Origin of the sequence: Bradyrhizobium sp. ORS 375 (genome assembly GCF_000239775.1) — a bacterium.
Lineage (GTDB): Bacteria > Pseudomonadota > Alphaproteobacteria > Rhizobiales > Xanthobacteraceae > Bradyrhizobium.
The window spans coordinates 1-1,494 of the sequence record NZ_CAFI01000351.1; the positions used below are offsets into that span (position 1 = coordinate 1).

A 1,494-nucleotide genomic window follows, 5' to 3' on the forward strand; every position below is an offset into this window, starting at 1 on the left:
ACGGTGTGTATTCTAGCAAGAGGACTTGCGGCAGCAGAACCCTCGAATGTTCAATGAGGCGCGAACCCCAACGGCCGGATCTGCTACTACTTAGTCTGTCCGTGCCGCTGCCCCTCACCCCGACCCTCTCCCCGTGAAGAACGGGGAGAGGGAGCCGACTGTTGTTTGGGGTGCAGTTCGCGTCTCTCACAAGAAAATCGGCAGACTTCAGCCAGGTCGCGGCACGCATCCCACTACGCCGCGATTGCGCCATCCTCGTCGACGGCCTCGGCGTAGAACGCAATGGTCTCGTAGCGATAGTCGCAGAGGCGGCAGTGCCAGAGAAAGGCGGTGCGCCGGCCGTCCTTTTCGACCCACGACGGCAGCGCGATCGGCTCGCCGCATTGGGCGCAGGGATTGTTGCGCGGCAGGTCCAGGACGCGTACCGCGGACTGCGCGTTGTCGGGCTGACGAAAGTAAATGTCGGTTGCCTTCACGGCCATGACGCGCTCCCTCTCTGTTCAGCTTGTTGGATCAGCTTGTTCGGGCTGTTGAATGAGTCAGGCTTGCTGTCGAACTGACAGGTGGCATCTTAGCCGCGTCGCGCCGGCATTGCACGCGCCGGGATGCCGCGCGACATCCGACCTCACGCGGTTGCGATCACAGGGATTCGATTCAATTGCGATCGGCATCCACCGCCGGTTCCGCCACATGACGAGCGTCCGGCCTGCGCAAATGAATCGTGGCGATGTCGTCGGCATAGACCTTCTGCCAGCCGTCGACATGATCGAGCAGCTTGGTCGCCGCGCTCTGGGTGCGCAGCAGCGTCGCCTCGATGTCGTAGTCCTTCAGCAGGCGGAACAGATTGTCCGGCTCCATCAGGCCGGAAGCGGCGTTGTGATCGACGAAGAACTTTTCGCCATACAGCTCGGTGCGGCCGTCGATGAACGGCGCCACGCCGGAGGCAATCAGATAGCCGCCGAAATCGTAGTCGTTGAGGACGCGCGCAAGGTGGAGCTTCTTCAGCTCGCTGACCGCGGCGACCGGCGTGCCGCGCATATTCGGCGCGAAGGTCAGGATCGGGGCCGAGGCCAGCGTGCCTGCACCGAGCGCGAGCACGACCGCCGCCGCCAGCGACGCCCGCGTCGCCATCGGCGGCACAGGCTCGGCACCGAACTGGCGCGCCAGCGGCGCGGCGAGCACCAGGGGGCCGATCAGCGCCAGCAGCTCGGCGGCGCGCGCCTGCGCCAGCGCCATGTGCAACAGGCCGAGCAGCATCAGGATCCGCACCGGCGGCAGCCTGAGGCCGTGAAACAGCGCGAAGCCGATCGCGAGCAGCAGGCAGATCTCGAACGGGCCGAGGCTCTGGAAATCCGTCGCCTTCCATTCCATGATCAGCGGCAGCGCCTGCCCCAGCGACAGGATCTTCTGCGACGCCAGCAGCGCGTTCCAGCCATAGGGCGTGCAGCAGCTCGCCGCCAGCGCAAGCGCCGCGAACGCCGCCCAGCGCAGCGC

General features: G+C 65.7%; 1 protein-coding gene and 1 pseudogene. Both read right to left on the reverse strand.

Annotated features, from left to right (window positions below):
* Positions 1–233: 233 nt before the first annotated feature.
* Positions 234–482, reverse strand: a complete 249-nt coding sequence (locus BRAO375_RS24990) for a hypothetical protein (RefSeq protein ID WP_009030233.1) — start codon at positions 480–482, stop codon at positions 234–236.
* A gap of 172 nt (positions 483–654) precedes the next feature.
* A pseudogene (locus tag BRAO375_RS24995) lies at positions 655–1,494 on the reverse strand (hypothetical protein); the annotation flags it as partial.

Excerpts from the sequence above, each read along its gene's own strand:
- BRAO375_RS24990 (WP_009030233.1), bottom strand. The coding sequence starts at position 482 with ATGGCCGTGAAGGCAACCGACATTTACTTTCGTCAGCCCGACAACGCG.